Here is a 14,424-nt window from a genome sequence, read left to right as displayed (position 1 = left end):
CGCTCACAGGGCTTCGAAGGTGTCGGTGTCGGGCCGGTGCGTGCGCACGGCCCCGGTGTGGACCTCGTAGTACCAGGCGTGCAGGGCGAGCGTGCCCTCGGCCGTCCGGCGCTCGACGCAGGGGTACGAGCGCAGGCGCAGCAGTTGGGTCAGCGCGTGGCACTGCACGCCCTCGGCGACCTCCGGGTCCTCGGCCGCGCCGGCCGGGCGCGGGGCGGCGTGTGCCAGCCAGTCGCGCACGGCGGGTACGGCGGTCAGGTCGTCGCCCCGCACCAGCGCGCCGACCGCGCCGCAGTGCGAGTGACCGCAGACGACGATGTCGCGGACGCCGAGCACCTCGACGGCGTACTCGATGGTGGCGGCCTCGCTGGTGGGGTGCTCGGAGTTGTGCGGCGGGACGATGTTGCCCGCGGTGCGCAGCTCGAACAGCTCGCCGGGGCGGGCGCCCGTGATCAGGGCCGGGACGACCCGTGAGTCGGAGCAGGTGATGAACAGAACGTGGGGGGACTGGCCCTCGGCGAGGCGGGCGAACTCCTCAGGGCGCCGGCCGAACGTGCGGGCGTGGTCGATGAGGGGCTGCATGATGTCTGGACTCCTCCTGGCGCGCCATGACGGCGCGTCGGGCTTGCACGACTGTGGTGGGGGGAGCGAGCCCGCCCGTCAGCAGCGGAAGACCTGAAGGACTGCCGGGGAGTGGGCTCCGGAGGATCTCGTGACGCCGGCGTCCGGCGCGCCGGACCGCGCGGGCGGTGCGGGCTCGGCCGGCCGCCGGGATATGAGCGGGCGCTCCGGCGCGGGGGTGGGCGCGGCGCCGCGCTGGCGGTGCCGGTCGGCATGGGCGGCGACCGGCGGCGTCCTGGGGCGGGGTTCGCGGACGGTGTCCGCGCCTTCGCCCGCGGGCGGGGCGACGAGGACGATCCCCGGCGCGTCGTTGGCCTTTGCATCACCGAGCGTATGTGCGGTGGCGAAGGGTCCGGAGGGCGCGAAGAGCTGGAGGGAGAGCAGCGCGACCGCGCACAGGGCGAACACCGCGCCGAGCGTCCTGCCTCGGGACATACGCACCCCCCTGCGGAATCCCACGTCTCTTGTACGCACCAAGCATTGGTCAATGGATGGTCAAGAAACACGTTAACCCCGCGAGATGCTTTGCAGGGTTAACGGCGGGTTACGTGCGGCAGGAAGCGTGAAAAAAGCGGGTCAAGCGGCTGAAATCAGCTCTTGACCCGCATAAGTTGATGGGATATCAGAAACAGGGCGACCGGTTTGTCACTCCGTCACCAGAGTCTTGGCGTCCCGCGCCAGCGCGGTGAGCCGGGAGATCGCGCGGAAGTACTTCTTGCGGTAACCACCGTTCAGCATCTCCTCGCTGAACAACCGGTCGAAGGGCAGCCCCGAGGCCAGCACCGGGACCTCGCGGTCGTAGAGCCGGTCGGCCAGCACCACCAGGCGCAGCGCCGTCGACTGGTCCGGCACCGGCCGCACATCGGTGAGGCAGACCGCGCGCACCTCGTCGGTCAGCGCGCCGTACCGGCTCGGGTGCACCTTCGCCAGGTGCTCCAGGAGCCGCGGGAAGGCGTCCAGCGAGGCGCCCTCGGTGCGGTACGCGGCCTTGGTCACCTGCTCGTCGGTGTACGGCGCCGGGGCCTCGGGCAGACCGCGGTGGCGGTAGTCCTCACCGTCGATGCGCAGGGCGCGGAAGTGGGCGGACAGGCCCTGGATCTCGCGCAGGAAGTCGGCCGCCGCGAACCGGCCCTCGCCCAGCTTGCCGGGCAGCGTGTTGGAGGTGGCGGCCAGCGCCACGCCCGCCTCGACCAGCTTGCCGAGCAGGCTGGAGACCAGCACCGTGTCGCCGGGGTCGTCCAGCTCGAACTCGTCGATGCACAGCAGGGCGTGGCCGGACAGCGTCCTGACCGTCTGCTGGAAGCCGAGGGCGCCCACCAGGTTGGTCAGCTCCACGAAGGTGCCGAACGCCTTGCGGGAGGGCTCGGCCGGGGTGGCGTGCCAGAGCGAGGCGAGCAGGTGGGTCTTGCCTACGCCGTAGCCGCCGTCCAGGTAGACACCGCGCGGGCCGGCCGGGGCCTTGGCCTTCGCGCGGCCGAAGCCGAACAGACCCCGCTTGCCCTCACCGGGCCGGGCGCCGCCGAGTCCCGCCGCGAAGCCCTCCAGCACGCCCACGGCGTCGGTCTGGCTGGGCTGGTTCGGGTCCGGGATGTAGGTGGCGAAGCGCACCGAGTCGAAGCGGGGCGGCGGCACCATCTCGGCGACCAGACGGTCGGCCGGGACGTGCGGCTCACGCGCGCACAGGGACAGCGGACCGGCGTCGGTCAGCGGGGTGGAGCCGGAGGCTGCGGTGGAGGACACGGTTACCCATGCTAATCGCCATGTCACACTGCACGAATGCGACGCCTGTTCCCTGTGACCGACGAAACAGCAGCTCGGGCCGTCGACCAGGAGGGTGCGGGACCGGACGGGACCGGTGAGTGGAGTCTCGCCGAACTGGCCGCCGCCTACGCCTACCCCACCTCTGGCGACGGCGGTCCCCACACCTGGCTGCGGGCCAACATGGTCTCCACCCTCGACGGCGCGGCCCAGTACGACGGGCGCTCCCAGCCCATCTCCTGCGCGGCCGACATGCGCATCTTCGGCACGCTTCGGGCGCTCGCGGATGTCGTACTGGTCGGTGCGGAAACGGTTCGGCAGGAGGGGTACCGGCCCGCTCGCGCCCGCACCGAGTTCGCGGCGGCGCGGGAGGCCGCCGGGCAGGGGCCGGCGCCTGCCGTCGCCGTGGTGTCGGGCAGCCTCGACCTCGACTTCTCGCTTCCGCTGTACACCTCGCCGCTGGTCCCGACAGTCGTCCTCACCGGTACGGACGCGCCCGCCGACCGGGTGACCGCCGCCGAGCGGGCCGGGGCGCGGGTGATCGTCGCGGGGGAGGGGCGGCGGGTCGATCCCGTACGGGCCGTGGAGGCGCTCGCCGGACTCGGGTACGTCCGGCAGCTCACCGAGGGCGGGCCGCGGCTGCTGGGGCAACTGGTCGCCGCGGGGGTGCTGGACGAGCTGTGTCTGACGCTGTCGCCCATGCTCACGGCGGGGGACGCGCAGCGCATCGCGGGCGGTCCCGGGGTTTCGGTGCCGCGCCGGTTCGCGCTCGCGTCGCTGCTGGAGGAGGACGGATTTCTGTTCGGGCGGTACCGCCGACCCTGAAAACACCGGAATCTACCGTTCCGTTTAGCCCCCGGAGGGCACACTTAGTCCCGGTACTCCCCGTGCGGTAACGGGGCAGGATGGTTTCCGCAGGCCCTGTTCGGGCCAACGGGAGAACAGAGGGTCATGAGGGCTCTCTAGGGAGAAGAGGCGGCTGGTGTTCACAAGCGTTCTGATGATCGAGAAAGCCCTGACGTCGGCCGACGTGGAGTTCGTGACGACCTTGCACGGCGACGAGCCGGTCTTCTTCCATGTGCTGCTCCAGCCGCGCGGTGACCAGGCGGACCGGCTGCTGCGGGCCATCGACGACATCGCCCTCGGCGAACTGGACGAGGCCGTCCACGAGGGCGAGACGCCCGAGGGCTCGGACGCGCGGAGCGTGGGGGAGAAGGCCCTGGAGGTCTCCCTCCAGGCGCTGCGCGCCGCCGGGAGCCGGGCCGAGGGAAGGCTCGTCGAGAACCATCCGCTGGAGGCGCTCAAGTCCCTCGTCGCGGAGGTCCACGCCGACGAGGTCATCGTCCTGACCGACCCCCACTACGTCGAGGAGTTCTTCCACCGCGACTGGGCCTCCCGCGCCCGCCACAAGGTCGGCGTCCCGGTCCTGAAGCTCTTCAGTCACAGCAAGGCGTAGCCCTGCGGGGCTTCGGCGACTGATCGGCAAGGGGTACGCGGCGGGGCGCCCGGTGTGTGTGGGCGCCTCGCGTCCGCTTGCCGCTCCCTGGCGCCAGGCCCCGCACCCGTGACCGGTCGGCACGCCCGTCGACCGGCGCGCCCCCGGCCGGGGTGCGGGGCGGGGCGGATCTGCGCATAGGGTGGGCATCCTCTGGCTCGCTCGTATATGGGAGAAGAACGCATGGCACCCGGCCTTCCTACCGCCATGGACCGACCGCACTTCATCGGGATCGGGGGGGCCGGGATGTCGGGGATCGCCAAGATCCTGGCTCAGCGTGGGGCGCGGGTGGCGGGGAGTGACGCCAAGGAGTCCGCGACCGCCGAGGCGCTGCGGGCGCACGGGGCGACCGTGCACATCGGGCACGCCGCCGGGCACCTGGCGGACGACGCGAGCTGTGTCGTCGTCTCCTCGGCGATCCGGCAGGACAACCCCGAGCTGGCCCGCGCCGCCGAGCTGGGCATTCCCGTGGTGCACCGCTCCGACGCGCTCGCCGCGCTGATGGAGGGCCTGCGGCCGATCGCGGTGGCCGGTACGCACGGCAAGACCACCACCACCTCGATGCTCGCGGTCTCCCTGACCGAGCTGGGTGCCCGCCCGTCGTACGCCATCGGCGGTGACCTGGACGCGCCCGGTTCCAACGCCCTGCACGGCGAGGGCGAGATCTTCGTGGCCGAGGCGGACGAAAGCGACCGCAGCTTCCACAAGTACGCCCCCGAGGTCGCCATCGTCCTCAACGTCGAGCTGGACCACCACGCCAACTACGCCTCGATGGACGAGATCTACGAGTCCTTCGAGACCTTCGCCCAGAAGATCGTCCCCGGCGGCACCCTGGTGATCTCCGCCGACCACGAGGGCGCCCGCGAACTGACCCGCCGGGTGACCGGTGTGAAGACGGTGACCTACGGCGAGGCCGAGGACGCCGACGTACGGGTCCTCAAGATCGTTCCCCAGGGGCTCAAGAGCCAGGTCACCGTGGTGATGGACGGCCGCGAGCTGACCTTCGCCGTCTCCGTGCCCGGCCGCCACTACGCGCTCAACGCCGTCGCCGCGCTCGCCGCCGGCGTCGCCCTCGGCCTCCCCGCCGACGAGCTGGCCCCCGCCCTCGCCGCGTACACCGGGGTCAAGCGGCGCCTCCAGCTCAAGGGCGAGGAGGCGGGCGTCCAGGTGATCGACTCCTACGCCCACCACCCCACCGAGATGACCGCCGACCTGGAGGCCATGCGCGGCGCCGCCGCGGACGGCCGCCGCATCCTCGTCGTCTTCCAGCCGCACCTGTTCTCCCGCACCCAGGAGCTGGGCAAGGAGATGGGCCAGGCGCTCGCCCTCGCCGACGCCTCCGTGGCGCTCGACATCTACCCGGCCCGCGAGGACCCGATCCCCGGCATCACCAGCGCCCTGATCATCGAGGCCGCCCGCGCGGCCGGCGCCGATGTCACCGCCGTGCACGACAAGGCGGACGTCCCCGAGGTCGTCGCGGGAATGGCGAAGCCCGGTGATCTCGTTCTCACCATGGGCGCGGGTGACGTCACCGACCTGGGCCCGCTGATCCTGGACCGCCTGTCGCAGAAGTAAAGGGGCTGATCCTCATGGCGTACGACGTCGAGAAGCCGGACGAGCAGTGGCGGGCGGAGCTGAGCCCGGCCGAGTACACGGTGCTGCGCCAGGCGGGCACCGAGCCCGCCTTCACCGGTGAGTACACGGACACCAAGACCGAGGGTGTCTACTCCTGCCGGGCCTGCGGCGCCGATCTGTTCACCTCCGACACCAAGTTCGCCTCGCACTGCGGCTGGCCGTCCTTCTTCGACCCGAAGGACACCGACGCGGTCGAGCTGATCGAGGACCGCTCGCACGGGATGGTCCGCACCGAGGTCCGCTGCTCCAACTGCGGCTCCCACCTCGGTCACGTCTTCGAGGGCGAGGGCTACCCCACGCCCACCGACCAGCGGTACTGCATCAACAGCATCTCGCTGCGCCTCACCCCCGAAGAGGGCTGATCCCGTTCTCAGACGATGCCCACCCGCCGGAGACGGCGGGTGGGCATCGTCGTACGGGCGGAGCCGTATGAGCGGTGTCACATGATCGTATGAATGGGACGGCCGTGACTGGGTAGCAGCATCCCGATTCATGGGACCGTCCGGCCGTGGCACGACCACGGGTGCGCGCGCCCGCACCCGGCCCGGTCGCCCTTTCGCGCTCTCCGGGGGGCGTGGCTCGTGCCGTCTAGACTCGGCCGGCACTGGTCCAGGCACTCCTGCCAACCGAAGGGCGCGCGGCGTTTTGATACGGATAGATTCAGTCACCAAGCGATACCCGGACGGGACGGTCGCGGTCGACCGGCTGTCGCTCGACATACCGGACCGCGCGATCACCGTCCTCGTCGGCCCCTCCGGCTGCGGCAAGACGACCACCCTGCGGATGATCAACCGGATGGTGGAGCCCAGCGAGGGCAGCATCCTCCTCGACGGTGCCGACATCCGGCAGCAGCCCGTCAACTCCCTGCGCCGGTCCATGGGCTACGTCATCCAGAACGCCGGGCTCTTCCAGCACCGCACCATCATCGACAACATCATCACCGTGCCCCGGCTCCTCGGCTGGAGCAAGGGCAAGGCCCGCGAGCGCGCGGCCGAGCTGATGGAGCGGGTCGGGCTGGACAGCTCTCTCGCCAAGCGTTACCCCTACCAGCTCTCCGGCGGCCAGCAGCAGCGCGTCGGCGTGGCACGGGCGCTCGCCGCCGACCCGCCGGTCCTCCTCATGGACGAGCCGTTCTCCGCCGTCGACCCGGTGGTCCGCAAGGGACTCCAGGACGAACTGCTGCGCATCCAGGACGAGTTGGGCAAGACCATCGTCTTCGTCACCCATGACATCGACGAGGCCGTGAAGCTCGGCACCATGGTCGCGGTACTGCGCACCGGCGGACACCTCGCCCAGTTCGCGCCGCCCGCCGAACTGCTCACCGCGCCCGCCGACCCCTTCGTGGAGGACTTCCTCGGCGCCGACCGGGGCATCCGCCGGCTGTCCTTCTTCCCGTCCGACGCGCTGGAGCTGGAGACCGAGCCGGTCGTCCCGCTCGACGCCGACGCCACCCGGCTCACCCCGCGCGGCAGCGCCCCGTACCTGCTCGTCACCGACGCCGACGGCCGTCCGCTCGGCTGGGGCGAGCCGGGCGCGCTCACGGCGGGTGCCATCGACCCGGCCCGGCTCCTGTCGCACGGCAGGCCGTTCCGGCTGGGCAAGGACTCGCTGCGCACCGCGCTCGACGGCGCCGTGCTGTCGCCGACCGGCTGGGCCGTGGCCGTCGACGGCGAGGGGCGCGCGGTCGGCGTGGTCTCGCAGGCGGCGATCGGCGAGGCCATCCGCACCGCGCACACCGAGGACCGTCCGGAGGTGACGGCGGCCGGATGAACGGCTTCTTCGACCTCCCGAGCGACCTCCAGCACAGCTACTTCGGCCTGATCGGCCTGCACCTGCGCGAAGCGCTGCTGCCGGTGCTGGCCGGGCTCCTGCTGTCACTGCCCGTCGCCCAGCTCTGCGCCCGCTTCCGCTGGCTGTACCCGCCGGTCCTCGGCGTCACCACGGTGCTGTACGCGATCCCGTCGCTGGCGTTCTTCGTCATCCTCATCGACTACACCGGCCAGAGCGAGATGACGGTGATGATCCCGCTCGCCGTGTACAGCCTGGTCGTGCTCGTCCCCGCCATCGTGGACGGCGTCCGCTCGGTGCCCCCGGAGACCCTGGCCGCCGCCGAGGCGATGGGCCTCGGCGCGGTACGGCGTTATCTCCAGGTGCAGTTGCCCATCGCCGTGCCCGCCATCATCGCGGGCCTCAGGGTCGCCACCGTGTCCAGCATCTCGCTGGTCAGCGTCGGCATGCTCATCGGTAACCAGGGCGCGCTCGGCAACATGCTGAACGACGCCAACCTCTACCACCGGCCCGAACTCGCGGTGAACTCCGTGGTGACCACGGCCCTGTTGGCGATCCTCGTCGACGCGGCACTGGTGCTCACCCGCACTCTGCTGACTCCGTGGATGCCGAAGAAGGGTGCCGCCCGGTGAACGTCCTGGACTTCGCGCACTCCTTCTTCGCCGACTCCGCCCGCTGGCACGGCTACGACGGCATCCCCACCCGCCTGCTTGAGCACGTGGGTTACTCCCTGGAGGCCCTCGCCATCGCCGCGCTCATCGCGCTGCCCGTGGGCCTGATCGCCGGGCATCTGCGGCGCGGCGGCAACGCCCTGTCGATGGTCGCCACGGCCGGCCGGGCACTGCCCAGCTTCGGTCTGCTGGTGCTGCTGTTCATCTGGTTCGGCTTCGGCACACTGCCCGTGATGGTGCCGCTCGTCGTGCTCGCCGTACCGCCGATCCTCGTCACCACCTACGAGGCGATCCAGACCGTCGACCCGTCCCCGGTGGACGCGGCGCGCGGGATGGGCATGACCGAGCCGCGCATCCTGTTCCAGGTCGAACTCCCGGTCGCGCTCCCGGTGATCCTCGGCGGACTGCGCACCGCGGCCGTCCAGATCGTCTCCACGGCGACCATCGCCGCGTACGTCAGCTTCGGCGGGCTCGGCCGGTACATCATCGACGGGCTCTACCAGAAGGACTACGAGAAGGTCGTCGGCGGCGCCACCCTGGTCGCCGGACTCGCCCTGGTGACGCTCCTGGTGTTCTGGGCGCTGTCGAAGCTCACCGTCTCGCCGGGGGTCCGGCGCAGTGGGTGACGGCTTGACGGGGGCGTTCATACCCCCGACACAAACGGGCGCGATCGAGGCCAATCGGTGACCTCGCTTCCCTTGACTGACAAATCACGAACTGGCTTGGATCAACAGGTGACTTACAACAACCGCATCAGCAAGTCCATCCGGGGGAACCGAGGGGCGGCGCTGGTCGCCCTCGCGGCGGCGACGACGCTGCTTGCGGGCTGTGGCTCCTCCGACGGCAAGTCCGACAACCCGCTGACCGGGGGCGAGGCGAGCGGTGACACCGTCGTCGTCGGCTCCAACAACTTCGCCGAGAGCATCCTGCTCGCCGACATCTACGGCGAGGCCCTCAAGGCCAAGGGCGTCAAGGTCAAGTACCAGCCCAACATCGGCAGCCGCGAGACCACCTACGGCCTGCTGAAGAACGGCTCCGTGACGCTGCTGCCCGAGTACAACGGCGCGCTGCTGGCCTACCTCGACCAGAAGGCGGCCCCGAAGTCGGCCGAGGAGACCACCAAGGCCATCGAGGCCAAGCTGGACTCCAAGCTGACCCTGCTGGCCCCCTCCCCGGCGGAGGACAAGGACTCGGTCACGGTCAACGCGGCCACCGCCAAGAAGTACAACCTGACCGCCAAGTCCTCCATCGGTGACCTCAAGGGCATCGCCAAGGACCTGGTCATCGGCGGCTCCCCGGAGTTCCAGACCCGCCACCAGGGCCTGAGCGGCCTGAAGTCCCTGTACGGGCTCGAGTTCAAGTCCTTCAAGTCCCTGGACGCGGGCGGCCCGCTCACCCAGGCGGCGCTGAAGAAGGACTCCGTACAGGCCGCGGACCTCTTCACCACCGACCCGGTGATCGCCAAGGAGAAGTTCGTCGTCCTGAGCGACCCGAAGAACCTCTTCGGCTTCCAGAACGTCCAGCCGCTCGTGCGCAAGAACGCGGTGCCGCAGAAGGGCGTCGACGCCCTCAACGCCGTCTCCGCCAAGCTGGACACCAAGGCCCTGCTCGACCTGGACACCCAGGTGCAGGTCCAGCACAAGGACCCGCTGGACGTGGCCAAGGCATGGCTGAAGGCCAACGGCCTCGGCTGACCCCGCCCGCACCACGCAACCCGGACCGCCCGGCCGACGCAACCCCGTCGCCGGGCGGTCCGCGTGTGTGCGCACGGCACCTGGGGCGTGTCTCGCCGACCAGGCCGGGCTCGCGACGCCCGGCACCGCCGGCCTGACCGACGAGACACCCTAGACTGACTGGTCGGACAGCGACCGAACACGGCCGAGACGCGGCGAGGAGGAGAGCAGTGGCGACAGGGCCCGGCACCGGCCGGCAGGACCCCTCCCCGCAGGTCCTCGCCGAGGCGGCGGCCGCCTTCGGGCTGCTCGCCTCCCCGGCCCGGCTGCACCTGGTGTGGGCGCTCGCGCAGGGCGAGAGCGATGTCACCGGGCTCGCCGAACGGGTCGGCGGCGCGCTCCCCGCCGTCAGCCAGCACCTCACCAAGCTCAAGCTCGCCGGACTCGTCCGCTCCCGCCGCGAGGGCCGCCGCCAGGTCTACTTCGTCGACGCCGGCGAACAGGCCGCGCTCGTGGACGTCGTCCACCTCCTGGTCGGCCGGCTCACCGAACAGACGGCTCCCGCCGCCCCGGCCCGCCGCCTGCGCGGACTGTGACCGAAGTGCCGGACACCTCGCTGCGGCTCCTGCGGCGCCTGGAGACCGGCCCACGCGGACTGACCGACACCGAGGCCGCCGCCCGGCTGGCCGAGCACGGGGAGAACACCCCGGCCGCCGCACCGCCCGCGCCGTCCTGGCCGCGCCGCTCCGTACGGGCCCTGCGCGACCCGTTCACCGCCGTACTGCTCACCCTCGGGCTGGTGTCCGCGTTCGTCGCCTCCTGGGGCACCGCCGCCGTGATCCTCGCCCTGGTCGCCGTGAGCTGCGCGCTGCGCGCCGCCGGGGAACGCCGCGCCGACCGCTCCCTGGCCGCGCTGCGCGGCCTGGTCACCGGCACCGCGACCGTACTGCGCCGCGCCGACCGCGCCGACGAGCCGCGCGCCCGCGAGGTCCCGGTCGCCGACCTGGTGCCCGGCGACATCGTCCGGCTCGGCCCCGGCGACCTCGTACCGGCCGACGTCCGGCTGCTGCGCGCCCGGGGGCTGACCGTCCGGCAGGACACGCTCACCGGTGAGTCGGCGCCGGTCGCCAAGCAGGCGGCCGACGCGCCGAGGCGGTTCGCGGAGTCCCATCTGTGCTTCCAGGGCAGCCAGGTCGTCTCGGGCAGCGCGAGCGCCGTGGTGGTGGCGACCGGGGCGCGCACCCGGTTCGGTGCCGCCCAGCGGGCCCCCGTGCGGCGCGGTCCGAGCGCCTTCGACAGGTCCGTGCACGGCATCTCCTGGGTGCTGGTCCGGTTCATGCTGCTCACCCCGCCGCTCGTCCTCATGGCGAGCGCCGCCGTGCACGGCCGGGTCCTCGAGACGCTGCCGTTCGCCGTCGCGGTGGCCGTGGGGCTCACCCCCGAGATGCTCCCGGTGATCGTCACCACCTGCCTGGCGCGCGGCGCGGCCCGGCTGGCCGACGCCCACCGGGTCGTCGTACGGCGGCTGCCCGCGCTGCACGACCTCGGCGCGGTCGACGTGCTCTGCCTGGACAAGACCGGCACCCTCACCCAGGACCGGCCCGTCCTCGCCGCCACGCTCGGGCCGGACGGCCGGGACGACCCCGAGGTGCTGCGCTGGGCCGCCGTCGCCGCCTGGTGGGGGCTCACCCTCTCCGAACTCCCGGCTCCCGACGCCCTGGACGAGGCCCTGCTCACCGCCGCCGGACCGGTCGGGGAGGAGTACGACGGGGTCGCCGCGTTCCCCTTCGACCCCGCCCACCGAGTGGCCACCGCCGTGGTCACCGGTGCTCTCGGCCGGCATGTGCTGATCACCAAGGGCGCCGCCGAGGCCGTGCTGGAGCGATGCGCGCTGGCCGACGCCGAGCGCGACCGGTTGCTCGGGCTCGCCGCGCGGCACGCGGAGTCCGGGATGCGCGTGCTCGCCGTCGCCACCGCCGAACTCCCGGCCCGCACCCGGCCCTACCGTGCCGAGGACGCCCGCGGCCTCACCTTCCGCGGCCTGCTCACCTTCCGCGACGACCTGGCCCCCGGCGCCGCCGACGCCCTGCGCACCCTGACCGGGCTCGGCATCGAGGTGCGCGTCCTGACCGGCGACCAGCCGGCCACCGCCGTACGTGCCTGCCGTGACCTGGGGCTGACGGTGGGGGAGGTGCGCACCGGCGGCGCACCGGAGGCGGCCGGGACGCCGGGCGCCGTCACCGTCGTGGCCCGGTGCACGGCCGAGGACAAGGCGCTTGTCGTGGCCGGACTCCGCGCCGCCGGGCACACGGTCGGGTTCCTCGGGGACGGTGTCAACGACGTGCCCGCGATGCTCGCCGCCGACGTGGGCGTGGCACCGCGCGGAGCCGTCGACGTGGCCCGCGAGAGCGCGGACGTGGTGCTCGGCGAGAAGGACCTCGGCGCGCTCGGGCACGCCGTGCTCGCGGGACGGCACAGCAGCGCCAACATCGCCTCCTACCTGCGCGTCACCCTCTCCTCCAACCTCGGCAACGTCCTCGCCATGCTCGCCGCCGGACTGCTGCTGCCCTTCCTGCCGATGCTCCCGGCCCAGGTTCTCGCGCAGAACCTCTGCTTCGACGCCTCCCAGCTCGCCTTCGCCGACGACCGCCCCGACCCCGAGGCGCTGCGCCGGCCGACCAAGCTGCGGCCGCCCGCCTTCCTGCGCTTCCTCACCGGCTTCGGCCTGCTCAACGCGGTCGCGGACCTGGCCACCTTCGCCGTGCTCACGCTCGCCCCGCGGGGCGGCGCCGGTCTGGACGACGAGGCGCTGTTCCACTCGGCCTGGTTCACCGAGAACCTGCTCGCCCAGGCGCTGGCGATGCTGCTCCTGCGTTCGGGGCGCCGCATCGCGGGTGGCCGTCCCGGCCCGGTCGGCTGGGCCTCCGCCGCGCTCGCCGGGGCCGGGCTGCTGCTGCCGGCGACCCCGCTGGGCGCGGTCCTCGGGCTGACCGCGCTGCCCGCCGACCGCTATCTGCTGCTGGCCGCCGTCCTCGTGCCGTACGCGCTCGCGCTGGTCGTGGCGCGGGTGCGCCACGACCGGCGTCAGCCGTAGGTGAGGTTCGCGCAGGGGTTGTCGTCCGCCGAACGCGCCCCGTTGGCCACCTCGCTGGGCACCGAGGCCGACGTGGAGGACGGCGTCGGGTCGGTGGCGTACGCCTGGCCGAGGACCACGTTGATCCGGGGCGCGCCGATCTGCTCCAACTGGGCGCCGGGGAAGACCTTGGCCACGGTCTGGGCGCGGTCCGCCATGCCGGGGCCGTACTGGACGACCGTCGCCAGATGGTTCTGGGAGAGCGCGGTGGCCGTGCCGGTGACCGTGAAGCCGGACGCGGTGAGCGCGGCCGAGCCCTTGGCGGCGAGCCCGGTCACCGTGGTGCCGTTGTAGACCGCCACGGCGATGCCCTTGCCGGAGACCGGGGCGGGGGAGTGCGTGGCCGGGCCGGGCTTCTTCGTCGCATGGCCCTTCCCGCCGCTGGCGTCGGCGCCGTCGATCGTACGGTCCGCCTTCAGCGCGGCCCACAGCTCACCGGCGTCCGGCTCCACGACCGCCACCCGCGCGCCCGCGTACCGCCAGGGCACGGTGACGAACTTGGTGTTGTGCAGGTCGACGTTCTTCAGCGACATGGCGAACGACAGCAGCTTGTCGGCGCTGCCCAGTCCGGGGTCGACGGTCATCGACCGGGTCGCCGCGTCGGCCAGCGGCAACAGCTTGGTCGGGGTGAACCCCTTGTCCTTGACCTCCTTCAACAGGCTGCCCACGAAAGCCTGTTGACGCTTGATACGTCCTATGTCGGAGCCGTCCCCGATGCCGTGCCTCAGGCGCACGTAGTCCAGCGCCTGCTGGCCCGCGACCCGCTGCTCGCCCTGCCGGAAGAGCAGCGTGCCCTGGGTGGTCCGGTTGGGGTTGAGGTCCTTCTGGTAGATGTCGTTGGGCAGGCAGACCTTCACCCCGCCGACGACCTGGGTGAGCGCGGCGAAGCCCTTGAAGTCCACGACCACCGTGTGGTCCACGCGGAGCCCGGTGAGCTGCTCCACGGTGTTCTGCGTGCAGGCCGGGTTGCCCTTGTCGGTCTCGCCGACCGAGAAGGCCGCGTTGAACATGGTGTTCGGCTGGGCCTGGGTCCAGCCGCCGGTGGGCAGCTTGCAGGGCGGGATCGTCACCAGGGTGTCGCGCGGTATCGACACGGCCAGCGCGTGCTTGTGGTCGGCGTATATGTGCAGCAGCAGCGTGGTGTCGGAGCGGCCGATGCCGTCCTTGTCCCCGCCGCCCAGCGCCGCGTTGCCGTCGGTACGCGCGTCCGAGCCGATCACCAGGACGTTCTCACCCTTGGACGAGCCCGCCGGGCGGTTGTCGGAGAGGCCGCCCGCGTCGAAGGTCTGGATGTTGCCGTTGAGCTTCAGATACACCCAGCCGGCCCCGGCGCCGCCGAGGACCACCAGCGACAGACAGACGAGGAGCGCCACCCGTGCCCTGCGCGCACGGCGACGCCGCCGGTCCCGCGCGTCGGACCGGGTTCCGCGCCCCGCGTCGCCGGAACCGCCCTCGCCCTCGGGGGAGCCCCGGCCGCCGCCGCGTCGCCGTGACGGTGCCGTCCCCCGGCTGCTCGTGATGCTCATCGCCCGCCCTCTTGTGCCTCTCCCTGGGTTGTACAGTTGCGCAATGTAGCAATCATCGCTGAACGGGCCGGAGGCGCGGGAGCCCTCGGCCGTCAGGAACCGCGTGAGAAAAGGGAGGGTGACC

Annotated in this window: 14 protein-coding genes; 10 read left to right on the top strand and 4 right to left on the bottom strand. The window is 72.2% G+C overall.

The genetic code is table 11. The annotated features are described in order from the left end of the window. Positions 1-3 precede the first annotated feature (3 nt). From OG448_RS06615 to zapE, 3 genes are all read right to left on the bottom strand, one after another. Entirely contained in the window at positions 4-582 is a 579-nt protein-coding gene (locus OG448_RS06615) for a carbonic anhydrase (protein ID WP_405551977.1), read from the bottom strand. A gap of 78 nt (positions 583-660) precedes the next feature. Beyond that, on the bottom strand, positions 661-1,056 hold the full coding sequence (locus tag OG448_RS06610) for a hypothetical protein (protein ID WP_405551976.1): 396 nt from the start codon (positions 1,054-1,056) through the stop codon (positions 661-663). A gap of 210 nt (positions 1,057-1,266) precedes the next feature. Continuing rightward, entirely contained in the window at positions 1,267-2,361 is a 1,095-nt protein-coding gene (zapE, locus tag OG448_RS06605; RefSeq protein WP_405551975.1) for a cell division protein ZapE, read from the bottom strand. A gap of 36 nt (positions 2,362-2,397) precedes the next feature. On the opposite strand from zapE, the gene OG448_RS06600 reads away from it, so the two are divergent. The 10 genes from OG448_RS06600 (at position 2,398) to mgtA (ending at position 12,735) form a co-directional block, all read left to right on the top strand. Then, complete coding sequence (locus OG448_RS06600; RefSeq protein ID WP_405551974.1) at positions 2,398-3,204, top strand: pyrimidine reductase family protein; 807 nt, start codon at positions 2,398-2,400, stop codon at positions 3,202-3,204. A 175-nt stretch (positions 3,205-3,379) separates the two neighbouring features. After that, positions 3,380-3,835, top strand: coding sequence for an indole-3-glycerol phosphate synthase (locus tag OG448_RS06595; protein ID WP_405551973.1), 456 nt, complete (start codon positions 3,380-3,382; stop codon positions 3,833-3,835). Positions 3,836-4,057: 222 nt separating this feature from the next. Continuing rightward, positions 4,058-5,449 (top strand): UDP-N-acetylmuramate--L-alanine ligase, encoded by a 1,392-nt coding sequence (gene murC / locus OG448_RS06590; RefSeq protein ID WP_405551972.1) that lies wholly within the window; start codon positions 4,058-4,060, stop codon positions 5,447-5,449. A gap of 14 nt (positions 5,450-5,463) precedes the next feature. Beyond that, the gene (gene msrB, locus OG448_RS06585; RefSeq protein ID WP_135786298.1) at positions 5,464-5,871 is read left to right on the top strand and encodes a peptide-methionine (R)-S-oxide reductase MsrB; all 408 of its coding nucleotides are present in this window, start codon (positions 5,464-5,466) and stop codon (positions 5,869-5,871) included. A 283-nt stretch (positions 5,872-6,154) separates the two neighbouring features. Then, a complete protein-coding gene (locus OG448_RS06580) occupies positions 6,155-7,279 on the top strand; it encodes an ABC transporter ATP-binding protein (protein ID WP_405551971.1) in 1,125 nt (374 codons plus the stop codon). Then, the gene (locus OG448_RS06575; protein ID WP_030802631.1) at positions 7,276-7,929 is read left to right on the top strand and encodes an ABC transporter permease; all 654 of its coding nucleotides are present in this window, start codon (positions 7,276-7,278) and stop codon (positions 7,927-7,929) included. Before OG448_RS06580 ends, OG448_RS06575 begins: the two co-directional genes overlap by 4 nt. Then, entirely contained in the window at positions 7,926-8,594 is a 669-nt protein-coding gene (locus OG448_RS06570; protein WP_135792359.1) for an ABC transporter permease, read from the top strand. Before OG448_RS06575 ends, OG448_RS06570 begins: the two co-directional genes overlap by 4 nt. A gap of 108 nt (positions 8,595-8,702) precedes the next feature. Continuing rightward, entirely contained in the window at positions 8,703-9,662 is a 960-nt protein-coding gene (locus OG448_RS06565; RefSeq protein ID WP_405551970.1) for an ABC transporter substrate-binding protein, read from the top strand. 209 nt (positions 9,663-9,871) lie between these two features. Beyond that, complete coding sequence (locus OG448_RS06560; protein ID WP_405551969.1) at positions 9,872-10,237, top strand: ArsR/SmtB family transcription factor; 366 nt, start codon at positions 9,872-9,874, stop codon at positions 10,235-10,237. A 5-nt stretch (positions 10,238-10,242) separates the two neighbouring features. Further along, a complete protein-coding gene (gene mgtA, locus OG448_RS06555; RefSeq protein ID WP_405551968.1) occupies positions 10,243-12,735 on the top strand; it encodes a magnesium-translocating P-type ATPase in 2,493 nt (830 codons plus the stop codon). Here mgtA and OG448_RS06550 read toward each other — a convergent pair. Further along, the gene (locus OG448_RS06550) at positions 12,726-14,300 is read right to left on the bottom strand and encodes an LCP family protein (protein WP_405551967.1); all 1,575 of its coding nucleotides are present in this window, start codon (positions 14,298-14,300) and stop codon (positions 12,726-12,728) included. The genes mgtA and OG448_RS06550 overlap by 10 nt on opposite strands. Between the last annotated feature and the right edge of the window lie 124 nt (positions 14,301-14,424).

Source organism: Streptomyces sp. NBC_01171 (assembly GCF_045039805.1).
Lineage (GTDB): Bacteria > Actinomycetota > Actinomycetes > Streptomycetales > Streptomycetaceae > Streptomyces.
The sequence above is the reverse complement of the archived record's forward strand: the minus strand, read 5'-3'. Positions and strand labels throughout refer to the sequence as shown.

Excerpts from the sequence above, each read along its gene's own strand:
- OG448_RS06610 (WP_405551976.1), bottom strand. The coding sequence starts at position 1,056 with ATGTCCCGAGGCAGGACGCTCGGCGCGGTGTTCGCCCTGTGCGCGGTC.
- OG448_RS06615 (WP_405551977.1), bottom strand. The coding sequence starts at position 582 with ATGCAGCCCCTCATCGACCACGCCCGCACGTTCGGCCGGCGCCCTGAG.
- OG448_RS06595 (WP_405551973.1), top strand. The coding sequence starts at position 3,380 with ATGATCGAGAAAGCCCTGACGTCGGCCGACGTGGAGTTCGTGACGACC.
- msrB (WP_135786298.1), top strand. The coding sequence starts at position 5,464 with ATGGCGTACGACGTCGAGAAGCCGGACGAGCAGTGGCGGGCGGAGCTG.
- murC (WP_405551972.1), top strand. The coding sequence starts at position 4,058 with ATGGCACCCGGCCTTCCTACCGCCATGGACCGACCGCACTTCATCGGG.
- OG448_RS06600 (WP_405551974.1), top strand. The coding sequence starts at position 2,398 with ATGCGACGCCTGTTCCCTGTGACCGACGAAACAGCAGCTCGGGCCGTC.
- OG448_RS06575 (WP_030802631.1), top strand. The coding sequence starts at position 7,276 with ATGAACGGCTTCTTCGACCTCCCGAGCGACCTCCAGCACAGCTACTTC.
- OG448_RS06550 (WP_405551967.1), bottom strand. The coding sequence starts at position 14,300 with ATGAGCATCACGAGCAGCCGGGGGACGGCACCGTCACGGCGACGCGGC.